Raw genomic sequence first — 26009 nt, forward strand, 5'->3', positions numbered from 1 at the left:
GAGATGGCTTCCTTACAAGGAATGGCGGTAGGCGGAGTGGCGCGTCGGGCCGACAAATTCATTCAGCGCGAAGCCGTGCGCAATCGCCTTTGTAATAAACGCCTTCGCGGTGGCGACCGCATCAGGAATGGAGGCGCCTTTGGCCAGCTCGGCGGCAATGGCGGCGGAATAGGTGCAGCCCGCGCCATGGGTATGGCCGGTGGCCAGCTTGGCTTCTTCAAACAGTACAAAGCTTGTGCCGTCATAAAGCACGTCAACGGCTGTTGGATGGTCAAGCTTGGCGCCGCCCTTGATCAGCACGTAACGGACGCCGCTCTCATGAATGCGCCGGGCGGCTTCCTTCATATCGTCGAGCGTCGTAATCGGCGCGCGCTCGGCAAGCTGGGCGGCCTCGAATAAATTCGGCGTCACGATATCGGTGACCGGCAGCAGCAGCTCGCGCATTGCCGTACCGGTTTCCGGATGCAGCGCTTCGTCATTGCCTTTGCAAATCATGACCGGATCGACGACGACGTTCGGCAGCTTACGGCTGCGGATCGTATCGGCGACAAGCTCAATCAGCTCGACGGAGCCGAGCATGCCGGTTTTCAGCGCATCGACGCCGATGCCGTCCAGCACTGTGCGCAGCTGCTCGCGGATCGTCGGCAGCGCAATCGGGTGGACGCCATGCGACCAGCCGTTATCCGGGTCCATCGTCACAATCGTCGTCAGGACGGTCATGCCGTAAACGTCTCGCTCCTGGAAGGTTTTCAGATCGGCTTGAATGCCAGCCCCGCCGCTTGTATCAGATCCGGCGATCGTTAATGCTTTGCGTATACGCATAGGTTTGTTCCCCCACTGGATAAAATTGGTCGATATTCGACAGCTTTCCTCATTATAGCACAAACCGCAGCTTTCGAAATCAGCTTCAATTCGTGATAAACTGGAAGGAAGGCCACCCTTGTTGGACCTGATCCTAATCTGAAGCTGCGAGGAGCTGCTGTTATGCTGTTGATCGACAATCGGAATCTGCATGATCCGTCCCTGAACTTGGCGCTAGAGGAGTATGCGCTGCGTCATTTGCCTGCGGAGCATGATTATTTATTGTTTTATGTCAATGAGCCGTCCATCATTATCGGCAAAAATCAAAATACGGCTGAGGAAATCAACCGTAACTTTGTGGAGCATAACGGGATTCATGTCGTGCGCCGGCTATCGGGCGGCGGAGCGGTGTACCACGATCTCGGCAACCTGAATTTCAGCTTTATTACGCGTGATGACGGAGCCTCCTTCCATAATTACCGCAAGTTTACGGAGCCGGTAACGAAGGCGCTGCGCGCGCTTGGCGTCGAGGCTGAGCTGACCGGGCGCAACGATATTCAGGTCGGGGAGCGGAAAATTTCCGGCAACGCCCAGTTCGCGACTCGCGGCCGCATGTTTACGCACGGGACGCTGCTGTTTGATTCGCGGATGGAAAACGTGGCGGCGGCGCTGCATGTGAACCCGGAGAAAATGAAGTCCAAGGGCGTCAAGTCGGTGCGCAGCCGGGTCGCCAATATTACCGAGTTTCTGGCGGAGCCGCTGACGCTGGAGCAGTTCAGGGATCATCTGCTGGCTTCGATTTTTGCAGGCGAAGCTGTCAGTCAGTATGAGCTGACGGAGGCGGATTGGGCTGCTGTCCGGCAGCTTGCCGATACGCGCTACCGGACGTGGGAGTGGAATTACGGCAGCTCGCCGGAATTTAATGTGCGCCATACGGCGCGGCTAGGGGCCGGAACCTTTGACGTGCGGCTGCTGGTGGAGGCCGGGGTGATCCGGGAAGCGACGATATTCGGCGACTTTTTCGGCCAGAGCGACGCAACGGAATTTACCGAGAAGCTGGTTGGCGTCCGGTTCGATACGCAGGCGGTCGCGGAGGTCATCCGGCAGTCGGAGCTGCACATGTATTTCGGACCGGTAAGCGTAGAGGAAATGCTTAATCTGCTGTTAGGGTAGCGGGCTCAACCCGGGCTTTACAGGGTTCGGCTTTGCCGGGCCCGGCTGCGGCTTGCTCTTGAGTCGCGAGCGTAGATTCGACACGGCTTTGCCGAAAAAAGGATTGACAATCGTTCCGTGCAATGAGAAAATGAACGCGCGTACATTGCCAATCAATTCGTGTATGGGAGGATAAACTCGATGAGTGAAAAGCGTATTTCCGTAGGCATGGTCGGATACAAGTTTATGGGCAAGGCGCATAGCCACGCGTACCGCGATTTGCCGATGTTTTTCCCGCAGGCCGTAAAGCCGGTGATGACGGCGGTTTGCGGACGCGACGAGCAAAACGTAGCGCGGGCCGCGCGCCAGTTCGGCTGGGAGGGCTACGTAACGGACTGGCGGCAGCTGCTGGAGCGGGACGATATTGACCTGATCGACATTAACGCTCCCAGCGATGCTCATAAGGAAATTGCGCTCGCTGCGGCGAAGGCAGGCAAGCATTTATTTTGCGAGAAGCCGCTAGCGCTTACATTGGCGGACAGCCGCGAGATGCTGGAGGCTGCCGAGCAAGCGGGCGTTAAGCATATGATCGGCTTTAACTATCGGTTTGCGCCTGCCGTGCAGCTGGCGAAGAAGCTGATTGAGGAAGGGCGGCTCGGTGACATTTACCATTTCCGTGCCTGGTTTCTTCAGGATTGGATCGTGGACCCTGACTTTCCGCTTGTGTGGCGTTTGCAGAAGGAAGTTGCCGGCTCCGGCTCACATGGCGATTTGGGCGCGCATCTGATTGATCTGGCGCATTTCCTGGTCGGCGATTTGACCGAGGTCATCGGGATGAGCGAGACCTTTATCAAGGAGCGGCCGCTGCCGTCCTCGATGGAAGGGCTGAGCGCCAAAGGAAGCAAGGACGCGCCGCGCGGACCGGTAACGGTGGATGATGCGACGTTGTTTATGGCGAGATTCGCATCGGGCGCGCTGGGCAGCTTTGAGGCGACCCGGTTTGCGCCGGGGCACCGCTGCACCAATTCCTTTGAGATCAATGGCAGCAAGGGCAGCGTGAAGTTCGACTTCGAGCGAATGAACGAGCTGCAGGTGTATTTCACCGATGATGCGGACGATGTACAGGGCTTCCGCCGGGTGCTGGCAACCGATCCGGCTCACGCCTACAGCGACGCTTGGTGGCCGCCGGGTCATACGATCGGGTATGAGCATACATTTGTCCATGAGGTGCTGGAGCTGATGAATGCGCTGGAGGAGGATCGGCAGCCGGTACCGAACTTCAACGACGGCGTGAAATGCCAGCAGGTGCTGGAGGCGGTCGAGCTGTCGATCGAGCAGCGCCGCTGGGTGCGTGTGGACGAGCTGTAGTTCGGCAGCCAGGACTCTGCAAACTCACCATGATCCGCGTGAAGCCGCAGGCAGGAACACGATGTAATCCATGAATGGAGGAAACGAAGATGAAGCAAGCGTTAATTGTGTGGGGAGGCTGGAGCGGCCACGAGCCGGAGCAGGTGGCGAACCTGCTGGGCGGCTTGCTGCAGGAAGAAGGATTCGCGGTCGAAATATCCGATACGTTGGAGGCATTCGCCGATGCGGATAAGCTGAAAGCGCTGGATCTGATCGTGCCGGTCTGGACGATGGGCGAGATTGACAAGCAGCTGGCCCGCAACGTATCCGAGGCGGTACAGGCGGGCGTCGGCTTGGCGGGCTGCCACGGCGGCATGTGCGATGCCTTCCGCACCAATGTGGATTGGCAGTTTATGACCGGCGGCAATTGGGTGGCGCATCCGGGCAATGACGGTGTCGATTATGAGGTCGAGGTGCCGGAGCGTGAAGGCTCTCTGCTGCAGGGCATCGGCAATTTCCGCGTTTCCAGCGAGCAGTATTACCTGCATGTTGATCCGGCGGTGGAGGTGCTTGCGACGACCCGCTTCCCGGTTGCGGCAGGGCCGCACAGCTTGAATAAGCCTGTCGATATGCCTGTGGTTTGGACGAAGCGGTGGGGCGTCGGCCGCGTCTATTATTGCTCGCTGGGGCATCAGGCCAATGTGCTGGAAATTCCGCAGGCTAAAGAAATGCTGCGTCGCGGCATGGTCTGGGCAGCGGAGGGCAAGCAGCTGGCTCAGGAGCCAGCCGGGGAGCAGGCGGCATCGTCCGGCGCAGGCGCTTATACAGGAATGGGCGACAGCATGATCTGAGGAAATGACCTCGATCTGAAGCTTTTCTTACTTGGAGGAGGAAGCGAAAGCATGAGTACGCGGAAGATTAAAGCCGGTATTATCGGCTGCGGCAACATTAGCGGCATTTATTTGAAAAATGGCAGCCTGTTCAACAGCTACGAAGTGGTCGCTTGCGCAGATATTGATCTGTCGCGGGCGGAGGCGAAGGCGCAGGAATACGGCATCCGTGCGCTGAGCGTAGAGGCGCTGCTTGCCGATCCTGAGATCGAAATTGTCATCAACCTGACGATTCCGGCTGTACATGCGACCGTCTGCATTCAAGCGCTGGAGGCAGGCAAGCATGTGTATGTCGAGAAGCCGCTTGCGGTCACACGCGAAGACGGCCGCCGCATCGTCGAGCTCGCCGAACGGCAAGGACTGCGGGTTGGCTCCGCCCCGGATACGTTCCTGGGCGGCGGCATCCAGACCTGCGTCAAGCTGCTGGAGGAGGGAGCGATCGGAACGCCGGTGGCGGCTACCGGCTTTATGATGTCTCGCGGGCATGAGCATTGGCACCCGGACCCGCAATTTTATTATGAGCTGGGCGGCGGGCCGATGTTTGATATGGGACCGTATTATTTGACGGCGCTGGTCGCGCTGCTCGGGCCGATTCGCCGGGTAACCGGCTCCGCACGGGTTTCCTTTCCCCAACGGACCGTTAGCAGCCAGCCTAAGGCAGGCACTGTGCTGGACGTGAAGACGCCGACGCATGTGGCGGGCGTGCTGGACTTTGCGGGGGGAGCCGTCGGAACGCTGGTGACCAGCTTCGACATCATGGGCGGTACCAATCTGCCGCATATTGAAATTTACGGAAGCGCGGGTTCGATGCGCGTTCCGAACCCGAACACGTTCACAGGGCCGGTCTACATCCGCAAGCAGGGAGATGCAGACTGGACCGAAGTGCCGCTTACTCATGGCTATGAGGAAAACAGCCGGGGGATCGGTGTGGCCGATCTGGCCGCTGCGATTATCGAAGGACGTCAGCATCGTGCAAACGGCGCGCTTGCTTATCACGTCCTGGACGTGATGCACGGCTTCCATGACGCTTCGACGGAAGGTCGCCACATCGAGCTGGAGAGCACCTGCGAGGCGCCGGAGCCGCTTTCGGCCGAAACGAAGCTGTAAGCGCCGTTGTACTTCGGTTTGTTTCTGAGGGGTAGAATAAGCTGCAAGGCAGGTTGCTGCTTACCATAGCGCAACCGCAAAAACGCGTCCATCCACGTACCTCGTGTCGGTGGACGCGTTTTTGCGTTAGACGGGACGGACGGCTATTCCCACGTTGCTTTCATCGACGAAAAGAAGCGGTTGATCGCCATCGAAGCCGCGCCAAGCGCGGACGATGACTGGCCAAGCTGCGAATAAGCAATCGACGTTCTTCCGCGATGGAAGGAAAGGCTGCGTGAATCCAGTGTCGCATGTACAGCCTCGCTGATCCAGGCCGATGCCATGGACATCCGGTTGCCGATAATGATCAGCTCGGGGTTAAAAACATTGACCAGATTGGCAATGCCTGTGCCAAGCCAGCGTCCCGTATCGTTGAACAGCAGCAGCGTCGCGGGATCGCCCAGCCGGGCCTGCCGGAGCAGCAGGTCCAGACTGACGGCTGCTTTGGCTTCGTTGGCTGCCGCGCCGCTGCGTTGTTCTGTCGTACCGCTGGCCGTGGCGTTTAGCAGCAGCGCTTTTTCCGAGGCAAACGTTTCCCAGCAGCCGCGGTTGCCGCAGCCGCAGAGCGGACCGTCCTGAGCGACGGTCATATGGCCGACTTCGCCGGAAACACCGGAGACGCCGCGATATAACGCGTCATTTACAATAATACCCGCGCCAATACCGATACCGACGCTAAGATAGAGAAGATTGGCGACCTGTTGCCCAGCGCCGAACTCCTTCTCGCCGAGCGCGCCCGCGTTGGCCTCATTGTCGATCACAACCTCAACCCCAAACTCATCCTCCAGAATGGATTGAAGCGGGATATCAGCCCAGCCGAGATTAGGGGCGGACAACACAGTGCCTTGATCATCGACCAGACCGGGTACCCCGACGCCAATGCCGATGATACCATAAGGCGAAGGCGGGGCATGGACGAGCAGCCCGTGAATCGTTTTTTTCAGTCTGTCGATCAAGGAAAGCGGGTCCAATTCGGCCAACTCGATCCGTTTTTTCTTCAGAATCGTGCCGGACAGGTCCGTCATCATCGCGAGAATATAGTTGACGCCCAGATCGACGCCGATGGCGAACCCTGCGCGCTCGTTAAACAGCAGCATCATCGGCTTGCGGCCGCCGCTGGACGCGCCTAGCCCGGTCTCCGAGGCAAAGCTGCTTTCAAGCAGCTCATTCACAAGCGCAGACACCGTCGCCTTGTTCAAGCCTGTACGCGCCGAGATGTCGGCCCGGGAGATCGGGAAGTGTCGTCTGATCGTCTCCAGCACGATGTATTTGTTTATTTTTTTGATAAGCTGGTGGTCGCCTGTCGTTTTCATGGGTACTCCTTCTTTGGTTGAACGCTTTGCAGAAAGATGGGATACAGGTTCAAATTTTGGCTTGAATGGTTAGTTTCGGGTTCGGATAGTCTGGTGGCTTCGGCAGTGATTGAAGCATCATCACAGCGAACCGCCTTATGAACGTCAACTCTAGTATACCATGTTTGCGCGTCGCTTCTACAGGATGAATGCTTTGTATTTGAGTTCAACATGCTTACTACAGGGAACGATGTTGTGAAAATAATTTAGTGCGGCATTGTTAAAGTATGTTCTGATTCCATAATTTTGGATAAGGCACAATTTTCTAGACTATTCGCCGATTATTTTAATATTATGTCGAATAGGGGAGAAGAAAATGGCCAGAAGAAGGAAAAAAGATCAACTTGAACCCGAACAGGCGTTGTGCTTGTTATTTGCGTTAGGAGCGGCCTTGGGGATGTTCAAGCTGACCAATTCATTAGTAGGAGCAGGGATTGGCTTTGGGGCAGTGCTTGGAGCCTATATTGCAATCTTGTTCCTCATCGAGCAGAAGAGGGCAGAGCGATTAAAACGTTCTGGAATTGCAGAAATTGATAAGATGGAGGGTCGGCAATTTGAAAAGTACCTCGGCCATTTATGTAAAGCCTATGGGTATGACGTCAAGGTGACACAATCTGCTGGGGACTTCGGTGCTGATCTGATTATTTCAAAAAGCGGGAAGAAAATCGTAATTCAAGCGAAGCGTTACAGCAAAAATGTTGGCATCAAAGCCGTCCAGGAAGTTCAAGCCTCGATTTCTCATTGATTGATCGAGAGAAGCTTATAGAAATGATGCTTAAGATAAATGAAAAGAAAGCAGTATAATTTGAAGCCTGCTCTCTTTAAATTCTACAGGGGGACATACATGCCTAAGTTCGCAGCAGACCGCTCGCAAGAGCGGTTTTGCTGTTTTTTGCGTTTTCTTTGATGTCCTCGCTTCGCAACCTGGCACAAACGCGCGGCGCAGCCGTTTTGCCTTCTTTTAGCTGGTCCCGGGAGTGCCTGCCTTCATGCCTATTTGACTATGTCAAATTACCTAAAGATTTCTTTACGTACCTATGATTTTTAGGTATTTAAGTCTATACTTTGAGAAGTGATCCTTGATTGCTGCAAGGACAAATTTTCGAAGTAAGGGGAGTTTAACTTGAATTTAAGCTTATATAACTGGTCTCAGGCATGGGAAGTCGTCGGGCCGTTTTTTATGATGATGATGACGGCGATCCTTTTGGAAATTATTTGTATCGGAGTCATGCGAATTCTGCCAAAAGGAAAATTAAAGGAAACGTTCAGCATGGTGGCTACCTTGGTCGTCGTCGTTTGCTCGTTTTGGGTGCTTATGATGGCTGCGAACGTAGGGGAACCGACATTTCTGCTTAATAGCAGCGAAGCGCTATGGGGACGAAACTGACGTTAAAATGAACAAGCAGACGACTTAAAGGCGTCCGGGCTCAGGCCCGGGCGTCTTCTGCATGGCGGCTGAAGCAGCGGGTTGATTTGTCGCAAAAGTGAAAGCAATAGTCGTTATATTGGAAGCGTTTCCTCGAAAGCTTGTGATAAGATGAAATGTGAGATACATGAACTGGAATCTTGTCTATCCGGATTCAATCTGAGGAAAAGGTGGAATGTGCCGTGGGGAGAAGCTACTATGCGATGATTGAAGTCACAGATCATGGTCCTTATACGACGAAGCTGGTGCTGCCAATGCCGACAAACGTTAAGGCGGAAGCGGTGAAGCCGGAATGCTTTAACGTCTATGTGGAACGAAAGGACAGGAAGGGAGATATTTTGCTGCTTCCGAAAACCTGGCTCGATATGACCGACAAGGCGCTAAGCAAGGGCAACTGCGAGGTGATCGCGGCTTACCCATCCAGTCTCGACGGTGTGCGGAGAGAGGAGGGGGAATTCGTCTGTCTGGAAATGAAGCATGGGCCGCTTGATTCCTTAGCCGCCACCATTGCCTATCTGGGCAACTTTAACGAACGGATCATCAGCGATTACCGGATTACTCAGATTGCGGACATCCCGACTGATGAAACGAGGCTTACAGGACTTGTCTTCGACCTGTGCGCAGGCCAGACGATGAAGCAAGCGGAGCAATTTCTGCACGGCATTTCTTCTTATGCGAAGGAGCCGTTGAAGTATGGCTATTTTATTCCGCAGACGGGAAACGGAAAGCGTCCCCTCATCATCTGGCTGCATGGAGGCGGAGAAGGCGGGCAGGACCCGACCATCGCTTACACGGGCAACAAGGTGGTAAACCTTGCCAGCGAAGAGATTCAAGCGAAATTCGGCGGGGCGTTTCTGCTCGTGCCGCAAACACCGACCTTCTGGCTGAACGATGGCAGCGGGCAATACGGCCGGACAGGCAGATCCATGTACGAAAAGGCATTGAAGGCCTTAATTGATGAATTCATTCACCGAAATCATACGTCCATCGACACAAGCCGGATTTATATTGGCGGCTGCTCCAACGGCGGATTTATGACGATGCGCATGGTGCTGGACTATCCGGATTTTTTCGCCGCGGCTTATCCGGTATGCGAAGCGTTGTTTGACGAAGCCATCAGCGATGCGGAGATCGACGCGATCAAACACTTGCCGATCTGGTTCACCCATGCCAAGGATGACTTGATCGTGAAGCCGGAGGAAACCGTCGTTCCGACCTATAAGCGCCTGATTGAGGCTGGAGCCAAGCATGTACACTTGTCTTTGTTCGATAACGTTGTGGACATCCACGGTCGATTTACGGATGAACAGGGAGAACCCTTTGTCTATAACGGGCATTTCTCCTGGATTTACGCCCTGAACGACGACTGTCGCCTTGATTATGACGGAAAGCCGGTCGTCGCAAACGGGAAGGACGTATCCCTGATGACATGGCTGGCGATGCAGAGCAACTAACCGCAGCTATTGACAATAGCCTTCAATTGTAACTATAATGGTTACAATTGAAGGCGTTGCCTGATGAGAATCAGCAGCAGAATTTCCATCGCCGTTCCCATGCTTTCGTTGCTTGCTAATGAGAAGGGCGTATATTCCACCTGGGAACGGTTTGCGGACAGCGTCGGCGCGAACCTTCAAGCTGTGCTGGATCTCCTCGTCAAGCAGGTCCAGTCGGCCATGGAAAGGGGATTTCACTCATGAAAGTTGAAGTTTGGTCCGATTTTGCCTGCCCGTTCTGCTACATTGGCAAACAGCGGCTTGAAACGGCGCTTGACCAGTTTGCCGGCAAGGACGCGGTAGAGATTGTTTTTAAAAGCTTCGAGCTTGATCCTCATGCTCCAAGAGATGTTGAGCACGATGTCCACGACATGCTGTCCGCTAAATACGGGATGAGCCGGGAGCAAGCGATCGCGATGAATGAAAACCTCGGCAAGCAAGCGAAGGAAGCCGGTCTTACGTTCCAATTCGACACGATGAAATTGACGAATACGTTTGATGCCCACAGATTGGCGCAATATGCGGCAGCCCGAGGCAAAATGAACGGCATCATCCAGGAGCTGTTCAAGGCGTATTTTACGGACTCGCTGCATGTGGGCGATCATGAAACGTTGGTGGAATTGGCGGTCAAGGCGGGTCTGGAGCGCGACGAGGCGCTTGACTTGCTCGCTGGCACGGACTATTCCGCCGAGGTGCGCGCGGATGAGGAAGAAGCGAAGCGGCTCGGCGTCACCGGGGTACCGTTTTTCGTCATTGACCGCAAGTACGCCGTATCCGGCGCTCAGTCGAGCGACGTGTTTCTTGAAGCTTTACAGACGGCTTGGGACGAATCCAAACCGCTGAAGGTGCTGAACCCCGGAAATAAAGAGGCTGTCGACGGCTGCAACGATGGCTCGTGCTCCATTCACTAATGCTGGATGGAACAGCGGTTCACAGGTTCGGGCTCATTTTTCACGATCCGACACAAGACGACCCTAAAGAAGCTGCTGGCTAAAAGCGGCTTCTTTGGGTTGTCTTGAGGGCTTTTGTCTGTTTGGAGGTCGGAATGAGCGGGGCGATTCGATCGGTTTCTGCACCTGCTTTATAATTAAATAGCTGGTTAGCAACGTCTGGCGGCTGCCCGCAACATTGCCCACAAACCTGCTAAAAATCGGTCGCATGACGGGGAGCTGGTGGGTCTAAGGGCTCATTGCTGCGTGATTTGAGAGAATCTAAGTTAGTTTACTAGACAAACTAAGTTGGCCGTGTTACGATACGGGTAAGCGGTATCAACTACCCTAAATCAACCTAAACTAAATTTACGTTCCGGGAGGAATCCGACAGTGAGCTATTTTAACTCCGTTCCAGCTATTTCCTATGAGGGCACAGCATCCAAAAACCCGTTTGCTTTCAAGCATTATAACAAATCCGAGGTTATTCTCGGCAAAACGCAAGAGGAGCATTTGCGCTTCGCGGTTGCTTATTGGCATACGCTGACGGCTGGCGGCAGCGACCCGTTCGGAGCCGATACGGCGATCCGTCCGTGGAGCAGCTACAGCGGCCTGGATTTGGCGAAGGTGCGCGTAGAGGCGGCGTTCGAGTTTATGCAGAAGCTGGGCGCGCCTTATTTCTGCTTCCATGACCGGGATATTGCGCCTGAAGGCGATACGCTCAAGGAAACGAACGAAAATCTCGATGTCATCGTCGGTCTGATCGGCGACCATATGAAGTCCAGCGGCATCAAGCTGCTGTGGAATACGGCCAACATGTTCTCGAACCCGCGTTTCGTACACGGCGCGGCAACGACATCGAACGCAGAGGTTTACGCGTATGCCGCTGCCCAGGTGAAAAAAGGACTGGAGACGGCTGTTCAGCTCGGCGCGGAAAACTATGTGTTCTGGGGCGGCCGCGAGGGCTACGAGTCGCTGCTGAACACGAACCTGGAGCTGGAGCTGGATAACCTTGCCCGCTTCTATCATATGGCGCTGGCGTATGCCAAGGAAATCGGCTTTACCGGTCAATTCCTGATCGAGCCTAAGCCGAAGGAGCCGTCCAAGCACCAGTACGATTTCGACGCGGCCACGACGATTGCATTCCTGCAAAAGTACAACCTGGATAAGCAGTTCAAGCTGAACCTTGAAGCCAACCATGCGACGCTGGCCGGTCATACGTTCGAGCATGAGCTGCGGGTAGCAAGAGTCAACGGCATGCTGGGCTCCATCGACGCAAACCAGGGCGATCTGCTGCTGGGCTGGGATACGGATGAATTCCCGACTGACCTGTACGCCGTTACTTTGGCGATGTACGAAATTTTGCAAAACGGCGGGCTCGGCTCCGGCGGCGTCAACTTCGATGCGAAGGTGAGACGGTCGTCGTTCGAGCCGGAGGACTTGTTCCATGCGCACATCGCAGGCATTGACACGTTTGCCAAAGGGTTGAAGGTAGCGGCCAAGCTGATCGAGGACGGCTTCTTCGAGCAACTGGTGAAGGATCGCTACAGCACGTTCGAAAGCGGCATCGGTCTGGAGATCGTGTCCGGCGCAACGGATTTCCGCAAGCTGGAGCAATACGCGCTGGCTAACGACCGGGCGATCCGTAATAAATCCGGTCAGCTGGAGCGCATCAAATCGCAGCTGAACGAATACATCTTCTCGGTATAAGCCGAGCCGGGAGGGCTGTCCGCGATGAGTTATGTAATTGGCATTGATCTGGGGACCGGTTCGGTCAAGGCGCTGCTGGTCAACAAGCAAGGAGAGCTGTGCGGAGAAGCTTCCCGTTCCTATCCGCTGCTGCAGCCGCAGGCCGGGTATAGCGAGCAGGACCCGGAGCAGTGGGTGGAGCAGACGATTGAAGCGCTGCGTGCGCTGCTGGAGCAGTCCGGCGTCGCGGCGGCAAATATTTCGGGCATCAGCTTTTCCGGTCAAATGCACGGGCTGGTGCTGCTCGATGCCGAAGGCCGCGTCCTGCGACCGGCGATCCTGTGGAATGATACGCGGACAACCGCGCAGTGCCGCCGGATCGAGGCGACGCTTGGCGACCGGCTGCTGACGATTACGAAAAATGCGGCGCTGGAAGGCTTCACGCTGCCCAAGCTGCTGTGGGTGCAGGAGCATGAGCCGGAGCTGCTGGAGCGTGCGGCCGCGTTTCTGCTGCCGAAGGACTATTTGCGCTACCGGATTACCGGCAACCTGCATATGGAGCTGAGCGATGCTGCCGGCACGCTGCTGCTGGATGTGACGGGCGCGCGCTGGAGCGACGATATTTGCGAGGCGTTTGGCTTGAATCGCAAGCTGTGCTTGCCGCTCGTCGGCTCACTGGAGCTGACCGGGACGGTCCAGCCTGCTTTTGCCGAACGTTCGGGGCTGGCGGAGACGACACGTGTGTTCGGCGGCGGCGCAGACAATGCGTGCGGTGCGGTCGGAGCCGGGATCGTGGAGCCTGGGGCGGCGATGTCCAGCATCGGCACGTCCGGCGTGCTGCTGTCGTATGAGGAGCAGGACCGCGACTTTGGCGGCAAGCTGCATTTCTTCAACCATGCGCAGCCGGATACGTATTACGCGATGGGCGTTACGCTGGCGGCGGGCTACAGCCTCGACTGGCTGAAAAAAACGATCGCGGAGGGCGAGTCGTTCGACGCGTTTGTAGCTGCGGCGGCTGAGGTGCCGCCGGGCGCAGGCGGGCTGCTGTTTACGCCATATCTCGTCGGCGAACGGACGCCGCATGCGGATTCCGCCATTCGCGGCAGCTTCATCGGGCTGGACGGCTCGCATCGCCGCGAGCACCTGACCCGCGCCGTGCTGGAAGGGATCACCTTCTCGCTGCAGGAATCCGTAGAGCGTCTGCGGGAAGCTGGCGTAACCGTCGATACGGTCGTATCCATCGGCGGCGGGGCCAAAAGCGAGCTGTGGCTCCAGCTGCAGGCGGACATTTTCGACGCAAACGTTGTTTGTCTGGAAAATGAGCAGGGACCGGCGCTTGGCGCAGCGATGCTGGCGGCGGTTGGCTCCGGCTGGTTCACGAGCCTGCGGGAATGCGCGGCCTCGTTTGTCCGCCGGGAGCGGACGTTTGCGCCGCAAGCGGAGCGGGTGGCCGTTTACCGCGAGCTGTTTCAGCTGTACCGTGAGGTGTATGCGAGCACACGCGAGCTGAATCACAAGCTGCACGCGTTCCGCTAGGCAAAGCCGCTGGATCGGAGCAGCAAAGCCAGAGGGCTAAGGAAGCTGTGATGCTTTCTGCTGAAAGCGAGGATAGGCCGTAAGTTGAAATGAGCCTTTGGGGATAGCCCCCAAAGGCTTTTTTTGCATGCCTGTCAGAAGCTGGACGTTGGCTGCCTGTTACTCCAGGCGAATCACTGTATGCCGTATAGCGGGTCATAGCAGCATTTGTAAGAAAACCTCTATCGAGGCCTTTCAAGGATGAGCGACCGCGTTTCAGAGGTAGGTTAAGAAAAGCTTCGGATCGAAGCACTTGCGATGAAGATACATCCGTGTTTTAGCGGTAGCTTTTCTTGCAATATCAGCATGCTTGAGCTTCGCTCAAAGCTGATACATGCTGATATTATAAAAAATAGTTGCAAAACTTATTAATCCTAGTATAATTCTCGGTATATAGACATGGGCCTGTAAGCCACAAGAATGACAAACGAAAGAAGGTCCGGTTATGGCTGATTTCAAACAAAACCTCATCCAATCGTGGGTAAACGATTATCTGGATTTGTATAATTTTGCCGGGTCGCTAGGCGATACGGAATGGCAAGCCCAAATCATGCATACGCTTCGCCACGAGCAGCATCTGATCGCCATTCATGTGCGCCACGCGGTCGAGCGTGAGCTATGGCGTGAATTTGCTCAAACCTTGCTGCAAAAGCCTGAGCATACAGGGGACTGCTCTGCCGTTAAGGAAATTACATGGCGGATTGCTTGGCTTCGGACATCATGCTCATCATCGTTGCTTCATGTACAAGATTACTATATACTTACAATAAAGTAAATATTTTTTATTTGATCTATGATATTGTATTAATTTTATTATTCAACTCGGATTAATTGAAAAAAGCGGATGTGCCGACTTTTGGGGAAGCGGCGTGTTCGGTTTTTTGTGTTTTGCTTAATTATGGTATGCTGAAAAACAGGATTGGCAAGCTGCAGCTGAGCTGCGCGACGATGAAGCATCTCAAACGAAGGAGAGGACGTGAGCGATATGACGCAATCCGAAGCATTACAAGTGATACGGGAGCCATTTGTGCTGGAGGCGGGAGCTTTGGACGATGGAACGCCGCTGTTTGTGCGGGGTGAGGTGCGAATCGGGTTACAGCATGCAGCATCGCCGGATCGTCGAGAGGAAACGGAGCCGGCTTCCACGATTCGGCGGCGGCCGGTGCTTCTGATGAGCCATGGCTTTAAGGGCTTCAAGGACTGGGGCTTTTTCCCTTATGCTGCGGAACGGTTTGCGGCCGCCGGGTTTTACACGGTTACCTTTAATTTTTCCTGCAACGGGGTTGGCGAGACGGATTTCGATGAATTGGATAAATTTGCAGTCAATACCTACTCGCGGGAGCAGGCTGACCTGGCGCTTGTTATGAAGGCTTTGCGAGCGGGTCTTTTGCCTTTGGCGGAGCATGCGGACCTGGAGCAGCTGCATCTGCTTGGTCATAGCCGTGGCGGAGGCAACAGTATTTTGGCGGCGGCGGAAGATGCCCGGGTCAGTTCAGTTACAACCTGGAACGGCATTGCCAACCCGGATTTATTCGACGCGGAGTTCAAGGCGCAGCTCGTCCGGGATGGCGTCGCTTATGTGCCGAATGCGCGGACGAAGCAGCAGATGCCGATTCGCGCAGTATTTTATGAAGACCTCGAGCAGCAAGGCGATCGTTATGCGATCCCCCTCCGACTGGACGAGCTTCAGGTTCCGGTTCTGCAAGTACAGGGCGATCACGATTCCCCGCGGCTGAAGGCCGGGTTCGAGGCGCTGCGGCAGGCGAGTCCGCGTCATGCAGCGGCGATTGTTACCATCGCGCGAGGAAATCATACCTTTGGCGCTGTTCATCCTTTTCAGGGGACAACGCCTGAGCTGGAAGCCGCGCTGCTGGCCACGCTTCGTTTTTTGAATAGCTGTGCGGGCAATGGGGGAAGGGAGACGGACGGCGATGGCCGCTAAAGTAGCTTTCGTTTTTGCTCATCCGGATGATGAAACGTATCTGGCTGCCGCGCTGAGCCGCAAGCTGGCCGATGAAGGGGAGGCGCCGGTGCTGCTGCTGGCGACGCGCGGCGATGCCGGTCATAAAAACGGCGCCTACGCCCATGAAACGGCCGCCGAGCTGGGAGCGCGGCGGGAGAAGGAAATGGAGCGGGCGGCCGGGCTGCTGGGGCTGGCGGCTGTGGAGCATCTCGGTTACCCGGACGGGCAGTTAAACCGGATGGAAGCAGAACGCTTCATGCAACGGGTGGCTGAGTTTCTGAACCGGCATCGGGCGCAGGCGGTGGTCACTTTTCCGGCGGACGGCGGCAATTTCCACCCGGATCATATCGCGATCTCGCAAATGGCGACGGAGGCGGTACGCAGCGGTCAGGCGCATACGGTCAGCAGACTGTATGTAGTGCAATCGGCTGTGCTGACTGAGCAGGGCCGCCAGCCCGCGTTGCGGCTGGATACGGAGCCGTATTGGCCGGTGAAAGCCGCCGCGCTGGCCGCGCATGAGTCGCAGCGGCTGGCCGTCGAGCGATTTTTCGGCCCGCTGAGCGACGTGCTGCCGGAGGAACGGCGATACGAAGCGTTTGCGCTGGCGTGGCAGGACGGGGAGGATTGGCCTGTTTCGCAAGCGGGCTGGCTGCTGGACGGGCTGCCGGAACGCGGCGGGAAATAGAATTAGGTGTGGACACAATAGCTTATCCCTAGAAACACAAGTACGCTACGTAAAAGCAGAGCGACAGTTGGTGTCCATCCAAGAGCTGTCGCTTTGCTTTTCTTTGTGTCCATTTGGCCGATGGTGAAAAAAGTGGGAGAATTTTTCGGCGGCTTCTGGTACAGTAGGATCAAAGTTCCGCAATGCGGCAAGGGAGGCAGAGCATGTACAAGCTGATTATCGTCGAGGACGAGGAAGACGTCCGGCTAGGTATGCTGGATGAAATTAACTGGGCTGATCACGGTTTTGCCGTGCAGGATACGGCGGAAAACGGCAAGGATGCGCTAGAGCTGATTGAACGCTGGGCTCCTGACGTGGTGATGACCGACATCCGGATGCCGTTTATGGATGGACTGCAGCTGGCGGAATGGGTACGCGAGCATCACCCGGCCACCCGGATTATGATTTTGACCGGACATGATGAATTTGAATACGCGCAGCAGGCGATCCGGCTGCAAATTGATGAATATGTGCTCAAGCCGTTTTCGGCGGCGGAGCTGAGCGCCGCTTTACGGAAGGTGAAGGCTCAATTGGATGAAGAGACGGCCCGCCGCAAGGATGTGCAGATGCTGCAGGATTATTACCGTCAAAGCTTGCCGGTGCTGCGCGAAGTATTTCTCGCCTCGCTGGTGACGCGCAAGCTGTCGGGCAAACAAATCGCGGAGCAATGCGCGCACTACCAGCTGGACCTGCAGGCAGCTGCCTATACGGTGGCGGCGATTTGCATTGACAAGCCGGGTGAATTGGCTCCTGACGAGCTTGCTTTCGAGTCGCTGCGGTATTCGGGCAATGAACAATTGAAAGCGTTTGCTGCATTAAATGTTGCTGAAGAAATTGTCAGCCGCCAGGAGCTGGGGCTTGTGTTTTTGCATCAAGGCCTGCTGGTGGTCGCCGGGCTGCATAAACAGCCGCCTTTCGCCGGGGGCTGGCAGCGGCTGCTGAATGCGCTGGAGGAAATTCGGCTCAGCATCGAAAAGTATTTGAAAATGACGGTGACAATTGGCGTCAGTACGAGCTACGGCGAGGTGACGGACTTGTCGCATGCGTACCGGGACGCAGTGCTGGCGCTGGATTACCGGCTTATTCTTGGCGGCAATCGGGTCATTTGCATCAGTGATGTGGAGACGCGGTTTGCCGAGAAGCTGCGCTTCGATGAGCTGAAGGAGCAAGCGCTGGTCCGCTGCCTGAAGGTCGGGACGGCGCAGGAGCTGGAGGAGACGGTGGCTGCCTTGTTTGCAGGCGCAGCTGATCCGGGGGTATCGGTGAAGGATTACCAGGTGTACATTATGGAAATTATGACGGTTATATTGAAGACGGCCAAGGATACGCAGGGTGAGCTGGAGGCGATTTTCGGACCGGACTTCGCCCCGCTGGCGGAGTTGAACAGCTGCAAGGAGCTGCACGAAGCGAAGAGCTGGATTGTCGGCTTATGTCTCAGGCTGGCGCAAGGCATCGCTTCCGGCCGTCAGCATGCGAACCAGTCGCTTGCGGAGCAGGCGAAGGCGTACACGCTCAAGCATTATGCGGAAAGCGATCTGTCGATCAGCAAAATATGCCGTGAGCTGCATATTAGCGCGGGGTATTTCAGCAGCATTTTCAAAAAGGAAACAAAGCTGACGTTTGGCGCATTTCTGCTGAATGTCCGCATGGAGGCGGCGAAGGAGCTGCTGCTTACGACGGAGCTGAAGGCATTTGAAATTGCGGAGCGCGTCGGCTACACGGAGCCGAATTATTTCAGCTTCAGCTTCCGCAAAGCGGTCGGGGTGTCGCCGAAGGAATACCGCAGCGCGGCCCGAGGCCACGGTCTATGAGCGGTGGACGGCAACGGCTGGGGCGTCGGCTGCGCCAGCGGCTTGCCGAGTCGTGGCGGGGGCGCAGCCTTCAGTTTATATTAACCGCTTCCTTTGTGCTGATTACGGTAGCGGCGATTTTGGTCGTCAGCGGCATGCTGTATGACAAGTTTTCCCGCACGGCGGAGCAGAATGCTTTTCTGGGCAACGGACAAATCGTCGAGCAGGTGACCTACAATCTGGAGATGTATTTGCAAAATACGGCTCAAGTGTTTGCCGCTGTCGATGCCCGGGTGCGCCGGAGCGGCGGATTGCCTGAAAGCTTGCTGCTGGAGCAGCTGCGGACCTTGCTGGAGTCGCGCAGCGATATCGTGTCGATGGCGCTGTTTGACGAACAGGGCAGGCAGCTTACCGGGCTTCCGGCCGCCGAGCTGCGGGGCAATGCACGCGTCACGGAGCAGAGCTGGTTTCGCAGCGCGCTGGAAAGCCCGAATCACCTGTCCTTTTCGCTGCCCCATGTGCAAAATTTGTATAAGGGTCCGTACCGCTGGGTGGTGTCGATGAGCAAGGGCATTACGCTGGACGGCCCGGACGGCAAGGAGCAGGCGGTGCTGCTGATGGATGTGAATTTTAAGACGATTGATGATTTGCTGCGCCGGGTTAGCCTTGGACAGAAGGGATATGTCTACATTATCGACGAGTCGGCGGGCAATATTGTGTACCATCCCCAGCAGCAGTTGATTTACGCGGGCTTGAAATATGAAAATGTCGAGCAGGCATTGAAATATACGTACGGCAGCTACGTGGACGCGCCCAACGGGGATCGGCGGCTGGTGACGATCAAAACAGTACAAAATATCGGCTGGAAGGTCATCGGCGTGTCCTATATGGATGAATTGCTGACGACACGAAGGGAGATAGGCGGCTTTCTTGCATGGCTGCTCGTATTTGTCATTCTGTTTGTGCTGCTGATTTCGGCGTTTATGTCTGCGCGAATTTCCTTGCCGATCAAGCGGTTGGAGCGGTCGATGCGCAAGGTAGAGCAAGGGGACTTTGATATCCATCTGGAGGTGCGGGGCGATGATGAGGTGGGGCGGCTGGCGCGCCGGTTCAACCTGATGGTGGCGCGTATCCGCGAGCTGATGGAGCAAAGCATCGCCGAGCAGGAGACGAAGCGGAAGGGGGAGCTGGAGGTGCTTCAGGCACAAATTAATCCGCATTTTCTGTACAATACGTTAAACTCGGTCGTACGTCTGGCGGGCAGCGGCAAGGGCGAGGAGGTTATTACGATGATTACGTCGCTGTCGCGGTTTTTCCGGATCAGTCTGAGCAAGGGCAAGCGGCTCATTACGGTGCAGGACGAGCTGGAGCATGTGAAGCATTACCTTATCATTCAGAAAATGCGCTACAAGCGCAAATTCGACTTCACGGTGAGCGCCGAGGAGCAGGTGCTGGGCTGCGTTACGCTCAAGCTGATTCTTCAGCCGCTTGTGGAAAATGCCATCTACCATGGGATGGAGCTGCTGGTGGATGAAGGCCGGATTGATATCCGCGTGCAGCGCGTCGGCAGCCTGATCCGGCTGGAGGTGCAGGATAACGGTCCGGGCATGTCGCCGGATCGGCTGAGCGAGCTGCGCGCCGGGCTGCAGGCGGGTATTGCGCTTGGCGGGCAGAAGGCGGAAGCTGTGTATGGCGGGCAGCGTGCAGGAGAAGCGGAAGGCGGGCAGGGAGCTGGGACCGTGCGGAGTGATACAGGGTCCGGTGTCGGGCTGCGGAACGTTCATGAGCGGGTGCGGCTGCAATTTGGCGTGGCGTATGGGCTGGAATTGGACAGCGAGCTGGAAGCCGGAACGACGGTGACGGTGTGGATTCCTTATGTTCTGGCTGAGGAGGCGAAGGAAATATGAGCAGACGGCCCTGCGCAGTTGCGGCCGCTTTGCTGCTGGCGAGTGCGCTGCTTGCCGCCTGCAGCTCCGGCACAAGCTCTGGTGCAGCCGACGCGCAGCCGCATAAAGCCGGGATCAAGCGGCAGGTAGCGCTCGTGCTGAAATCGGGCGGCAGCGATTTCTGGAAGGCGGTACACAATGGGGCGGAAGAAGCCGCCAAGGAGTTTAATGTGGAGCTGATCGCCGACCCGCCCGCTAGCGAGGCACAGGTGAGTGAGCAGGTGCAACGGATGGAGGAGGCGGTTTATTATAAGCGCGATGCGCTCGTTGTTGCTGTCAGCGACAGCCGGGCGGCTGCGGACGCCGCCAAGCTGGCTGCGGCTGCCGGGATGCCGGTTGTAGCGCTGGACGCGGAGCTGAAGTCGCCGCATGTTCAGGTTTTTATCGGCAGCGACCCGTATGAGGCCGGTCGGAAAGCAGGCCGCAAGCTGGCCGAGCTGATGAATGGCCAAGGCCGTGCCGGTCTGCTCGGCTCCCAGCCGGACGAGCCTGGGGACGCGGAACGCGAGCGGGGCGTACGGGCCGCGCTTGTGGAATATCCGGCCATCAAGGTGGTCGGGACGCTGTACTGTGCTGCGGATCGGCAGCTGTGCGTAACGCAGACGAGCCGGCTGCTGGCCCAGAAGGAGCCGGTTGCGGGTTTGGTCGCGCTGCATGCCGCTGCGTCGGGCGGCATGGCGGAAGAAATCGATCGGCTTCAGGTCCAAGAGCGGGTGAAGGCGGTGGCCTTCGACATTGAGCAGGAGGACATGGACTATTTGCAGGAAGGCGTCATTCAGGCAACCGTTGCACAAAATCCGTTCAGCATCGGATATCTCGGCGTCAAGGCTGCCGTGGAGCTGCTGCGGGGTGGAAAGCCGTCCTTGCGTACCGATACAGGGTCCACGGTCATCGACCAGCGCAATATGTTCTGGTCGGACAATCAGAAGCTGCTGTTTCCGTTCGTCAAATAACGGTGTACAGGAGCGGACGCACAGGCTGTTGCGGCGTCACGTAATCATGCCATCGGAATCATGCATCGGAATATAGCTTGTGTTTGTAAATTACCCCAGGTTAAGCTTGGCATTTAGGCGGGTCAAAGCGTGTCCTCAGAGAGAGGACTTTTACAGGGATTTGTCTTTTAAAAGGTGGACAAGCACATACGTTTTGATCACAAGCAAGTGAGCGAGCTGGAATTCCATATTTAGTAGGTTAAGTTGTATCAGCTCCTATATATGGACAGTTGGGCAGCGGGATAGAGAGGGAGGGGAATGTCCACCCTTTAAAAGACATATGTCTTCCCCAGGTGTACAAATGGGTGACAAGGGGACAGTCGCCGGAAGTTAAGAGACATAGCGGTTGGTTTAGTGCGAGGGCGGCTCGGCGTTCAGCACATGACGGCAGGTTAAAGTGGATGTAGCCAGGTTTTCGGACACATAACGGCAAGTAAGGGAGGGTGTAGCCCCGCACTTAGACACATAACGGCAAGTAAGGGAGAGTATAATCCGGCGTTTAGATATCAAAAGGACATCCGTTGATGGAGTTACTGTGGTTGGCTGCATCTGCATCAGCTTAAGCAATTCCTGCAAGGCTTCATTCAGTCGATGGCATAAGCCCGTTTCCCGGCCTCGGGGGAGCGGGCTTTGTCTGATGCTGTTGATCGTACGTGGAAATAAAGACAGGAGAATTTCGATACAACAGATGAGGATATTGCATGGGCATGAACCGGCAAAACCCACATAATGGGTATTGTAAGCAAGCGGTGGTTCTCCGAAACTACACGAAAAATGGAGGTCTTGAAATGAACAAAAAAGCAGTTTCCTTGATCATGGCAACGTTGCTGGCGGCAACGGCCGCAGGCTGTGGCAATCAGGCGCCGACGGCAGGCGGCGGCACGGGAAGCACGGGCAGCAGCGGCGGGGCGACAACAGGGGCAAGCAGCGGCAGCACCGCGGGGGCGGCGAAGCAGCCGACGATCGGAGTGGCGATCTATAAGTTCGATGATACGTTTATGACGGGCGTGCGCAACGCGATTACGACAGCAGCGGAAGGCAAGGCCAAGGTGGAGATTGTGGACAGCCAAAACTCGCAGCCGACCCAAAATGACAAGGTGGACCTGTTTATTACGAAAAAGGTGAATGCGCTTGCCGTTAATCCGGTTGATCGGACGGCGGCTGGCGTCATGATTGATAAAGCGAAGGGTGCGGGTATCCCGATTGTGTTTCTGAACCGCGAGCCGCTGGCGGACGATATGAAGAAGTGGGATAAGGTGTACTATGTAGGCGCGAAGGCTGAGCAATCGGGCACGATGTCCGGCCAACTGGTCGTCGATTATTTCAAGGCGCATCCGGAGGCGGATAAAAACAAGGACGGCACCCTCCAATACGTCATGCTCAAGGGAGAGCCGGGCCATCAGGATGCAGAGCTGCGGACGAAGTTTTCAGTCAAGGCAGTTGAGGACGCGGGGATTAAGGTTGAGAAGCTGGCCGAGGATACGGCGATGTGGGACCGCGTGAAGGGACAGGAAAAAATGGCGGCGTTCCTGGCATCGCAGGGTGATAAAATCGAAGCCGTCTTTGCAAACAACGACGATATGGCGCTAGGCGCAATTGAAGCCTTGAAGGCGAAAGGATATTTCAAGGACGGCAAATATATGCCGGTTGTCGGTGTAGACGCGACGGCGCCGGCGCTGAAGGCGCTGGAGGACGGAACGCTGCTCGGCACAGTGCTGAACGATGCAAAAAATCAGGGTAAAGCGACGCTTCAGCTTGCGCACGTGCTTGCTTCCGGGCAAGTTCCGTCCAAGGATAATGCCGGCTATGACATTACAGACGGCAAGTACGTCTGGGTACCGTACAAAAAAATTACGAAAAGCAATATGAACGACGCGAAGTAAGAAGAATCGCTCAAACGCAATACGTAAAGCATACGTAGCAAGCAGCAGGACGCGGAGAAACGTAACCGATACCAACCCGGCTTTTTCTTAGCCGGGCTGTTCGGCGACGGCGGACAGGCGGAGTCAGGGGGGCTGGATGCGTATCCCGGATCGGCTCAGTCGGACCGTGCAGACAGTCGGATCAGGCTGATAGTGTGCAAAGGGTCCTGAATTGTTCGAAAGGAGGTACAGTCGGATATGAGTGAAGCTCCCTATATATTGGAAATGCGGGGAATAACGAAGTTATTCCCTGGTGTGAAGGCGCTGGACGGAGTCAGCCTGAAGGTGCGCCCCGGCTCGGTGCATGCGCTAATGGGCGAAAACGGTGCAGGCAAGTCCACGTTGATGAAATGCCTGTTCGGCATTTACAAGCCGGACGGCGGGGAGATTTTGCTGGAGGGCAGCAAGGTTGAGATTAACAGCTCCAAGGATGCGCTTAATCTCGGGGTGTCGATGATTCACCAGGAGCTGCATCCGGTGCCGTTCCGCAGTGTGATGGAAAATATTTGGCTGGGCCGCTTTCCGGAGAGAGGGCTTGGTCCGTTTAAATTCATCGACCATCGCCGTATGCTGGACAAGACGGTCAAGCTGTTCCGCGAGCTGAACATGGAGCTTGATCCGAAGGCGATTGTACGCAGTTTGTCCGTCTCCAATATTCAGTCGCTGGAAATCGCCAAGGCGGTGTCGTTTCAATCCAGAGTCATTGTGATGGATGAGCCGACTTCTTCCTTGACAGGCAATGAGGTGGAGGCGTTGTTCAGGATTATTCGGCAGCTGCGAGCGAGCGGCGTGGCGATCATTTATATTTCGCACAAAATGGAGGAAATTTTGCGCATCTCGGACGAGGTGACGATTATGCGGGATGGAAAGCTGGTCGGCACCTGGCCTGCGTCCGGGCTGACGACGGAGCTGATTATTACGCGGATGGTCGGCCGCGACCTCAAGGAGCGGTTCCCGGCCCGTAACAGCCGGCCCGGTCCGGTGCTGATGCAGGTGCAAGGATTAACCTCGCCTTCGCCGCGGTCGTTCCGCGACATTCATTTTGATCTGCGGGAAGGCGAGGTGCTGGGCATCGGAGGGCTTGTCGGCGCGCAGCGGACAGAGCTGATCGAAGCGATCTTCGGCTTGCGCGCTATCGCTTCCGGAGAAATCAAGCTCCGGGGCAAGCGGGTGCGTATTCGCACGCCGCTTGACGCGAAGCGCCACAAGCTGGCGCTGCTGACGGAGGAGCGGCGGGTAACCGGCATTTTCCCCGTGCTCAGCATCAAGGAAAATACGATTATCGCCAATCTGGACCGGTATTTGAACAAGCTGCAGCTGATGAATGACCGGAAGGCCGGCAAGGAAACGGAGCAAAACGTGGAGCGTCTGCGCGTCAAAACACCGACGATCGGCACTCCGATCAAAAACTTGTCCGGCGGCAATCAGCAAAAGGTGCTGCTGGCCCGCTGGCTGCTGACCGAGCCGGATATTTTATTGCTGGATGAGCCGACACGCGGTATTGATGTCGGAGCGAAGTTTGAAATTTATTCCATTATCGCCGAGCTGGCCGGGCAAGGAAAAAGCATCATTATGATTTCTTCCGAAATGCCGGAGCTGCTTGGGATGTCGGACCGCATTCTGGTCATGTCGGACGGTCGCTTGTCCGGTATTCTCGACCGCAAGGACGCGACGGAGGAAGAAATTATGCGCCTGGCTGCCAAGCATCTGGGCTGACGACAGGAGGAGGAAGAAGATGAATACAAAGAGGCTGTCCGGCTTCGTGACGCAGAACGCGATCTATATCGTGTTGATTTTGCTGATCGCGGGCATTGCGCTGAAGGACCCGCGTTTTCTGGACATCGGCATTCTGCGCGATATATTGCTGCAAAATTCAACGCGGGCGATCATCGCCCTGGGCGCAGCGTTTATTTTGATTACGGGAGGGACGGACCTGTCCTCAGGCCGCGTCGTTGGCTTGTCTGCCGTTCTGTCCGCATCCATGCTGCAAATCAGCGACTACCCGCGGCGGTTTTTCCCGGATTTGCCGGAGCTGTGGGTCGGGCTGCCGATTGTGCTGGGCATCGTCGCCGGGCTAGTCGTCGGGTTGATTAACGGCTGGGTCGTAGCGAGGCTCCATGTTCCTCCATTTATTGCCACGCTGGGTACGATGGTGATCGTATACGGGGTGAACTCGATTTATTTCGATATGAAGCCCAATGAATCCCAGCCGATCGCCGGTCTGCGCGAGGATTTCACTAACCTTGGATCGGGGTTCTTTGGACCGAACGGACCGTATTCAGTGCCATATATCGTAGTGATTGCCGTGGTTGTATCGCTGATCGTGTGGGTAATTTTCAATAAAACCCGGCTCGGTAAAAACATGTACGCCATCGGCGGCAACGTTCAGGCAGCAACCGTGTCCGGCATTCCCGTCGCGCGCAATTTGATCTATATTTATGCGATCGCGGGCGCCTTGTACGGGCTGGGCGGCGTGCTGGAGGCGGCGCGTACAGGCGGAGCGACGAATAATTACGGCAACATGTACGAGCTGGATGCCATAGCGGCTTGCGTGGTCGGCGGCGTATCGACGGCGGGCGGCATCGGAACCGTGCCGGGCGTGCTGGCCGGCGTGCTTATTTTCGGCGTCATCAACTACGGCTTGACCTTCATCGGCGTCAGCCCGTATTGGCAGCTTATTATTAAGGGGCTGATTATTGTCGCCGCTGTCGCCTTTGATATTCGTAAATATCTGGCGAAGAAGTAGCCGCTGGTCAGGAGCAAGAAGGTCGTCGGATCGGATGGAACAAACAGTATCACATGTCAACAGCGAAGTGTCCGGCCCGGCGGTCAGAGCGGGGAAGGGGCTTCGCTGTTTGCGATTTATAGCGAG

General features: G+C 56.2%; 21 protein-coding genes. 19 read left to right on the plus strand and 2 right to left on the minus strand.

The features are described from left to right. Positions 1-12: 12 nt before the first annotated feature. The gene (gene pdxK / locus AC6ROY_RS02785; protein WP_500098451.1) at positions 13-822 is read right to left on the minus strand and encodes a pyridoxine/pyridoxal/pyridoxamine kinase; all 810 of its coding nucleotides are present in this window, start codon (positions 820-822) and stop codon (positions 13-15) included. Positions 823-984: 162 nt separating this feature from the next. Between pdxK and lplA the strand changes: the two genes are divergently transcribed. From lplA to AC6ROY_RS02805, 4 genes are all read left to right on the plus strand, one after another. Beyond that, entirely contained in the window at positions 985-1974 is a 990-nt protein-coding gene (lplA, locus tag AC6ROY_RS02790; protein WP_500098452.1) for a lipoate--protein ligase, read from the plus strand. A gap of 180 nt (positions 1975-2154) precedes the next feature. Further along, positions 2155-3321: a Gfo/Idh/MocA family protein gene (locus tag AC6ROY_RS02795; protein ID WP_500098454.1), complete on the plus strand. Its 1167-nt coding sequence runs from the start codon at positions 2155-2157 to the stop codon at positions 3319-3321. 89 nt (positions 3322-3410) lie between these two features. Next, complete coding sequence (locus tag AC6ROY_RS02800; protein WP_500098455.1) at positions 3411-4151, plus strand: ThuA domain-containing protein; 741 nt, start codon at positions 3411-3413, stop codon at positions 4149-4151. Between the two features lie 51 nt (positions 4152-4202). Then, positions 4203-5297, plus strand: a complete 1095-nt coding sequence (locus AC6ROY_RS02805; RefSeq protein ID WP_500098456.1) for a Gfo/Idh/MocA family protein — start codon at positions 4203-4205, stop codon at positions 5295-5297. Between the two features lie 143 nt (positions 5298-5440). On the opposite strand, the gene AC6ROY_RS02810 is transcribed toward AC6ROY_RS02805, so the two are convergent. Continuing rightward, entirely contained in the window at positions 5441-6649 is a 1209-nt protein-coding gene (locus AC6ROY_RS02810; RefSeq protein ID WP_500098457.1) for an ROK family protein, read from the minus strand. Positions 6650-7004: 355 nt separating this feature from the next. Here AC6ROY_RS02810 and AC6ROY_RS02815 point away from each other — a divergent pair, with 355 nt between their 5' ends. The 15 genes from AC6ROY_RS02815 (at position 7005) to mglC (ending at position 25883) form a co-directional block, all read left to right on the plus strand. Continuing rightward, entirely contained in the window at positions 7005-7433 is a 429-nt protein-coding gene (locus AC6ROY_RS02815; protein WP_500098458.1) for a restriction endonuclease, read from the plus strand. Between the two features lie 378 nt (positions 7434-7811). Further along, complete coding sequence (locus AC6ROY_RS02820) at positions 7812-8075, plus strand: hypothetical protein (protein ID WP_500098459.1); 264 nt, start codon at positions 7812-7814, stop codon at positions 8073-8075. A gap of 221 nt (positions 8076-8296) precedes the next feature. After that, a complete protein-coding gene (locus AC6ROY_RS02825; protein ID WP_500098460.1) occupies positions 8297-9568 on the plus strand; it encodes a prolyl oligopeptidase family serine peptidase in 1272 nt (423 codons plus the stop codon). A gap of 239 nt (positions 9569-9807) precedes the next feature. Further along, on the plus strand, positions 9808-10518 hold the full coding sequence (locus AC6ROY_RS02830) for a DsbA family oxidoreductase (RefSeq protein ID WP_500098461.1): 711 nt from the start codon (positions 9808-9810) through the stop codon (positions 10516-10518). Positions 10519-10929: 411 nt separating this feature from the next. Then, positions 10930-12246: a xylose isomerase gene (xylA, locus tag AC6ROY_RS02835; RefSeq protein ID WP_500098462.1), complete on the plus strand. Its 1317-nt coding sequence runs from the start codon at positions 10930-10932 to the stop codon at positions 12244-12246. A 24-nt stretch (positions 12247-12270) separates the two neighbouring features. Continuing rightward, positions 12271-13761 carry a xylulokinase gene (gene xylB, locus AC6ROY_RS02840; protein ID WP_500098463.1) on the plus strand — a complete coding sequence of 497 codons (1491 nt, stop codon included), beginning with the start codon at positions 12271-12273 and terminating at the stop codon, positions 13759-13761. 484 nt (positions 13762-14245) lie between these two features. Next, positions 14246-14575: a hypothetical protein gene (locus AC6ROY_RS02845; RefSeq protein WP_500098464.1), complete on the plus strand. Its 330-nt coding sequence runs from the start codon at positions 14246-14248 to the stop codon at positions 14573-14575. Positions 14576-14785: 210 nt separating this feature from the next. Then, positions 14786-15742 carry an alpha/beta hydrolase family protein gene (locus AC6ROY_RS02850; RefSeq protein ID WP_500098465.1) on the plus strand — a complete coding sequence of 319 codons (957 nt, stop codon included), beginning with the start codon at positions 14786-14788 and terminating at the stop codon, positions 15740-15742. Further along, positions 15732-16448: a PIG-L deacetylase family protein gene (locus AC6ROY_RS02855; protein WP_500098466.1), complete on the plus strand. Its 717-nt coding sequence runs from the start codon at positions 15732-15734 to the stop codon at positions 16446-16448. The genes AC6ROY_RS02850 and AC6ROY_RS02855 overlap by 11 nt, the downstream gene beginning before the upstream one ends. 203 nt (positions 16449-16651) lie before the next feature. Further along, positions 16652-18298 carry a response regulator gene (locus AC6ROY_RS02860; protein ID WP_500098467.1) on the plus strand — a complete coding sequence of 549 codons (1647 nt, stop codon included), beginning with the start codon at positions 16652-16654 and terminating at the stop codon, positions 18296-18298. Beyond that, positions 18295-20184, plus strand: a complete 1890-nt coding sequence (locus AC6ROY_RS02865; protein WP_500098468.1) for a cache domain-containing sensor histidine kinase — start codon at positions 18295-18297, stop codon at positions 20182-20184. Before AC6ROY_RS02860 ends, AC6ROY_RS02865 begins: the two co-directional genes overlap by 4 nt. After that, positions 20181-21176 carry a substrate-binding domain-containing protein gene (locus AC6ROY_RS02870; protein ID WP_500098469.1) on the plus strand — a complete coding sequence of 332 codons (996 nt, stop codon included), beginning with the start codon at positions 20181-20183 and terminating at the stop codon, positions 21174-21176. The genes AC6ROY_RS02865 and AC6ROY_RS02870 overlap by 4 nt, the downstream gene beginning before the upstream one ends. An 827-nt stretch (positions 21177-22003) precedes the next feature. Next, complete coding sequence (locus AC6ROY_RS02875; protein WP_500098470.1) at positions 22004-23098, plus strand: galactose ABC transporter substrate-binding protein; 1095 nt, start codon at positions 22004-22006, stop codon at positions 23096-23098. Between the two features lie 237 nt (positions 23099-23335). Continuing rightward, positions 23336-24853 carry a sugar ABC transporter ATP-binding protein gene (locus AC6ROY_RS02880; RefSeq protein WP_500098471.1) on the plus strand — a complete coding sequence of 506 codons (1518 nt, stop codon included), beginning with the start codon at positions 23336-23338 and terminating at the stop codon, positions 24851-24853. Between the two features lie 19 nt (positions 24854-24872). Then, the gene (mglC, locus tag AC6ROY_RS02885; protein ID WP_500098472.1) at positions 24873-25883 is read left to right on the plus strand and encodes a galactose/methyl galactoside ABC transporter permease MglC; all 1011 of its coding nucleotides are present in this window, start codon (positions 24873-24875) and stop codon (positions 25881-25883) included. Positions 25884-26009: the final 126 nt, after the last annotated feature.

Source organism: Paenibacillus sp. sg306046 (assembly GCF_059821225.1).

Coding starts and splice junctions, on each gene's coding strand:
- AC6ROY_RS02810 (WP_500098457.1), bottom strand. CDS start 6,649: ATGAAAACGACAGGCGACCACCAGCTTATCAAAAAAATAAACAAATAC.
- AC6ROY_RS02855 (WP_500098466.1), top strand. CDS start 15,732: ATGGCCGCTAAAGTAGCTTTCGTTTTTGCTCATCCGGATGATGAAACG.
- AC6ROY_RS02880 (WP_500098471.1), top strand. CDS start 23,336: ATGAGTGAAGCTCCCTATATATTGGAAATGCGGGGAATAACGAAGTTA.
- AC6ROY_RS02830 (WP_500098461.1), top strand. CDS start 9,808: ATGAAAGTTGAAGTTTGGTCCGATTTTGCCTGCCCGTTCTGCTACATT.
- AC6ROY_RS02795 (WP_500098454.1), top strand. CDS start 2,155: ATGAGTGAAAAGCGTATTTCCGTAGGCATGGTCGGATACAAGTTTATG.
- AC6ROY_RS02805 (WP_500098456.1), top strand. CDS start 4,203: ATGAGTACGCGGAAGATTAAAGCCGGTATTATCGGCTGCGGCAACATT.
- AC6ROY_RS02870 (WP_500098469.1), top strand. CDS start 20,181: ATGAGCAGACGGCCCTGCGCAGTTGCGGCCGCTTTGCTGCTGGCGAGT.
- AC6ROY_RS02800 (WP_500098455.1), top strand. CDS start 3,411: ATGAAGCAAGCGTTAATTGTGTGGGGAGGCTGGAGCGGCCACGAGCCG.
- AC6ROY_RS02850 (WP_500098465.1), top strand. CDS start 14,786: ATGACGCAATCCGAAGCATTACAAGTGATACGGGAGCCATTTGTGCTG.
- pdxK (WP_500098451.1), bottom strand. CDS start 822: ATGCGTATACGCAAAGCATTAACGATCGCCGGATCTGATACAAGCGGC.
- xylB (WP_500098463.1), top strand. CDS start 12,271: ATGAGTTATGTAATTGGCATTGATCTGGGGACCGGTTCGGTCAAGGCG.
- AC6ROY_RS02875 (WP_500098470.1), top strand. CDS start 22,004: ATGAACAAAAAAGCAGTTTCCTTGATCATGGCAACGTTGCTGGCGGCA.
- AC6ROY_RS02815 (WP_500098458.1), top strand. CDS start 7,005: ATGGCCAGAAGAAGGAAAAAAGATCAACTTGAACCCGAACAGGCGTTG.
- AC6ROY_RS02860 (WP_500098467.1), top strand. CDS start 16,652: ATGTACAAGCTGATTATCGTCGAGGACGAGGAAGACGTCCGGCTAGGT.
- AC6ROY_RS02865 (WP_500098468.1), top strand. CDS start 18,295: ATGAGCGGTGGACGGCAACGGCTGGGGCGTCGGCTGCGCCAGCGGCTT.
- AC6ROY_RS02845 (WP_500098464.1), top strand. CDS start 14,246: ATGGCTGATTTCAAACAAAACCTCATCCAATCGTGGGTAAACGATTAT.
- mglC (WP_500098472.1), top strand. CDS start 24,873: ATGAATACAAAGAGGCTGTCCGGCTTCGTGACGCAGAACGCGATCTAT.
- lplA (WP_500098452.1), top strand. CDS start 985: ATGCTGTTGATCGACAATCGGAATCTGCATGATCCGTCCCTGAACTTG.